This window comes from Microcystis sp. LEGE 00066 (genome assembly GCF_015207925.1).
Lineage (GTDB): Bacteria > Cyanobacteriota > Cyanobacteriia > Cyanobacteriales > Microcystaceae > Microcystis > Microcystis ichthyoblabe_A.
In genome coordinates this window covers 1-4,147 of the sequence record NZ_JADEVX010000269.1, presented here as the reverse complement: position 1 = coordinate 4,147, position 4,147 = coordinate 1, and the positions used below count along the sequence as shown (strand labels likewise).

The following is a 4,147-nucleotide window of genomic DNA, read 5'->3' as shown; positions in this document are numbered from 1 at the left end:
GGTGTGGGGTGTAGGGTGTGGGGTTGTACCAATTTTCAGGGAGTCAATTACCTAATTTTCGGGGAAAAAGTACCTGACTCCAATCGCTGGCACTTGTTGATTTCAAAAAAGCCTAAAGATATTATCCAAGAAGGTTGGCTCTTTTGGATTTGGTGGGTAAAATGTATTCTGAGATACAGTCCTGCTGGCGAGGGAGTGGAGGGAACCACAGAGACACAGAGGACACAAAGATCGATCCTATGTAAGTTAAACTTATCACACAGAACCTAGAAGAGCCGAAGGTTTTTAGATTTATTCAGCAAACCCTAAGTAACCCCTTCTAACTTTTCATCGGTCAATTGATATAATTCCTGTAATTTCTCTAATTTGTCGGGGTCTGCTTGCCAAAAACCGCGACCCTGTGCTTCTAACATTCTACCGACAATATTACGGAAAGCTTCGGGATTAGCTTGACGCAATTTTTCCGCCATTTCTGCATCAAAAGCGTAGGTATCGGCTGCCTGATTATACACCCAATCGTCACTAAAATTAGCCGTACCGCCCCAACCAATTAAAGCGGTCATTCTTTGGGAGATTTCGTAGGCCCCACCGGAACCTTGATCAACCATGGCATTGGCCCATTTAGGATTGAGTAATTTACTGCGGTATTCTAAGCGCAAAACCTCCTCTAATTTGCGGGGAGTTGTATCATTGGAAAAACTCTCGACAAAACTTGTCATTACCCGTTTACCGCTTTGTTTTTCTGCGGCTAATTTTAATCCTCCCGTGTTGCCGTAGTATTCCTGAATATCGGTTAAACCGTATTCTACCGAGTCAATTTCTTGGATAATACTTTCACTGGTTTTTAATAACTGTTGTAGCACTTCTGGCCGCGCTTGTCCCTTATCTTGACGACCATAACTAAAAACATTACGCTTTTCCCAAGTTTTCGCTAATTCGTTGTCATTGTCCCAATTTCCCTCCACTACTTGGTCATTAACTAAAGACCCAAAATCTCCGGCAGGATTGGAAAATAAACGAGCGCTGGCATTGTCAATTCCTTGACTTTTTAAGGCTAAATAGTGCTTACGGATATAATTATCATTTTCCGATTCTTCTATCTCGGCTGCCCGCTGCATTAAATCATCCAATAACTCGATAATATTGATAAAGGTATCGCGAAAAATTCCCGATAAATTAGCCAGAATATCGATGCGCGGGTGTCCAATTTCCCCTAAAGGTTTTAATTCATACCTGACAATTCTTCCTGTCCCCTCTTTCACCGGTTCTGCACCGACTAATTCTAAGAGAATACCCAGGGATTCACCCTTAGTTTTAATCACATCTAATCCCCAGAGTAAAACCGCTACAGTTTCGGGATATTTTCCTTTTTCGCTTAGGTTTTGTTCTAGGAGTTTTTTGGCGATTTCCCGTCCGCGAGTGTAGGCTGCGGGGGAAGGCATCCGGTAGGGGTCTAAAGCGTGTATATTGCGTCCTGTGGGTAAAACTCCCGCACCATCCCGGAGTAAATCACCCCCCGGTGCTGGGGGTATATATTCCCCATTTAATCCCCGCAAAAGATTAGTTAACTCCTCGCTATTTTGTCCTAATAAATTTTTAATAGCAATGCCTTCTTTAAGCTTTTCATTAGTTGCTTCGTCAGCGATAATTTGCTGAAATTCTCGCTCAGATAAATCGGTAAAATAAGCATCAAGATAACCTTTTAATTCTTCCTGATTGGGAGCAGTTCCTAGGGTGTGTAACCCGGAAGAAAATAGTCTTTGTTCGACGATTTGTAAGTAATTATACACCTTGACGAAATAATCGGTTAGTGCGTAGCGACTAAATAATTTGGCATTTTCTAAAGTGAATTCTATTCCCTGTTTTTCTGCTTCCAGAAAAGGACAATCTTTAGCGATACCTGTATCAATAATCTTTTGGAGAATACTATCTCTTAAAGCGTAATTTTTCTCAGTATTTTCTCGAAACTCGGCAATCAAATCTCGCAAAATCATCAATTCTTTATATAATCCCGCTCGTCCGTAGGGAGGCACATTATGGGAAATTAACACCCCATAACCGCGACGTTTAGCTAGAATAGATTCCGAGGGATTATTAGCAGCATAAATATATAAATTCGGTAAATCCCCTAATAAAATATCTGACCAAGAATAACCGGTATTTCCTAGTGGTGAACCGGGCAGCCATTCGACAGTTCCGTGCATACCAAAATGAACGAGCGCATCGGTCTTAAAATCTTTTTGTAACCACTGATAAAAAGCTGCATACTGAGGGTGAGGAGTTAAATCTTTTTCAAACATTAACCGCATCGGATCCCCAGCAATTCCTAAAGGTGGCTGCACTCCAATCCAGATATTACCTAACTCAATTCCCCCTAAATGATACTGGTCGCCAATGGTTTTTATCCCCGCATCTTTCAGAGATTTCCAGTGTTTTTCAATGCGAGAGGTTAACAGATAACCTAGCCAATTTTCTAAAGTTTCTATCGATAAACGATTTTGTTTAGAGAGATTTTCATCATCGGCAAACTTAACTTTTTGAATAATTTCTTCCCCGTCTTCGGGAATCGTTCCCAGATTATAACCCTGCGCTTGTAAAGCTTGTAAAAACTTAACTAAACTCCGGGGAACATTTAATAAAGCTGCCGTACCAACTGCCCCATAACCCGGGGGAAATCCATAGAGAATGATGGCTATTTTCCGTTCTTGCGGAGGGGTTTTATGTAACTTAATCCAACTGTTTAAACGTCCAGTTAAACGCTGTAATCTTTCGGGGATTAAATAGATAGTTTCCCCCACTAATCCCCCCAGAGGAATCGTATCAATTGCTCCATCTAATTCCGGTAAAGCGTATAGAACCACACTCTGTAAACCACCGATTCCCTGTCTTGTCCAAGAATAAATATCTTGAATCAATAAAGGGGCAGCGATAAGATAAGGAATATTTTTAGCAGACAGAATTCGTTTAGCCACTTCTACCTGTCTTCCTGCTTCCATAGAACCCGCAGGACCCCCCACCAAAGGAAAGCCAATCGTCGAGACAATTGCATCTACTGTCACCGCATCTTCACTTAAAGAAGGAGTTTCAATGATTCCTTTTTTTCTTTGCTGAATTTCGTAGTCTGTGGTTAACCAATCCCGAACAATTGTATGGCCTTCCACTCCGTTAATAAACACGGGTAGGGGAATTAAATTAGCCGTTTCAAAATGACGGATTAATTGATTAATATAGGGTAGTTTACTGATAACGTGCTTCCGATAAAGCAGCAGTGCCACCACTGGTTTATCAAGGGATTTATTTTTTTTATACCAGGTCAAATATTCTTGGGGAGTGAGAAAATAACCCTGATAATCGGGGTGTAATAGTCCCTTATTAGGAGTTTCGATAACTTCGGGTATTTCCTGTACTTTTAATCCTAGATATTTTTGGGCAATTACCCAACACATAGCGGCAACATTTTCCGTTCCTCCCGCATTCCAATAACCGTAGATAATTAACCAATTACGCAAATCTTGAACTTTTTTAGCGGGAATAAATTTCAGCAGTTTCGGACCAGTTTTGAGGAAACTGAGATAACCGGCTAACTTATCTTCTTCCTTGCCACTGGAAAATTTACTCAAGATAAATTGAATTGGTTTTGGCATTCCTTTTGGTTTATCCCCGATGGCAAATTCTCCCAAACGGGTTAAACTCATTAACTCTAAAGCAGACTCAAAAACTAAGCGAATCGGAATCTCTGCCGCTCGTTGCCGTAGCCAAGTAACTTGATCGTAATCGAAGATCAAACTAGCAAAAAAAACGTCGGCAGTGGCTAAAGCTTGCTCGACTATTTCCGGTTCGCTAGTCAAGGATTTATCGCTGAATACTTTTACTTCTAAATCGGGACATTTAGAACTAGCCAACAGGCCCGATTGCCGATACAAATTCCTGTTAAAGGTTTCAAAGCCAACAATTAAAACAATGCTTTTCATAAGAATTTATTTTTATACTAAATCTGGTTATTAAAAACTGATTATTTATTCCCCCTTTTGCATGAGTGCCTCTCCTGATATGTAGCTTATACTCAACGGATGGCCGTATTACTTGCGATTTTATCACTCAATCCAAGCCTTTGGGGGGTTCTACCCCCCAAACCCCCCGTTGGGGG

General features: G+C 40.9%; 1 protein-coding gene. It reads right to left on the bottom strand.

Going from position 1 to position 4,147, the window contains the following annotated elements:
* Nucleotides 1-305 precede the first annotated feature (305 nt).
* A complete protein-coding gene (gene bchH, locus IQ224_RS22045; protein WP_194033496.1) occupies nt 306-3,971 on the bottom strand; it encodes a magnesium chelatase subunit H in 3,666 nt (1,221 codons plus the stop codon).
* Between the last annotated feature and the right edge of the window lie 176 nt (nt 3,972-4,147).

Excerpts from the sequence above, each read along its gene's own strand:
- bchH (WP_194033496.1), bottom strand. The coding sequence starts at position 3,971 with ATGAAAAGCATTGTTTTAATTGTTGGCTTTGAAACCTTTAACAGGAAT.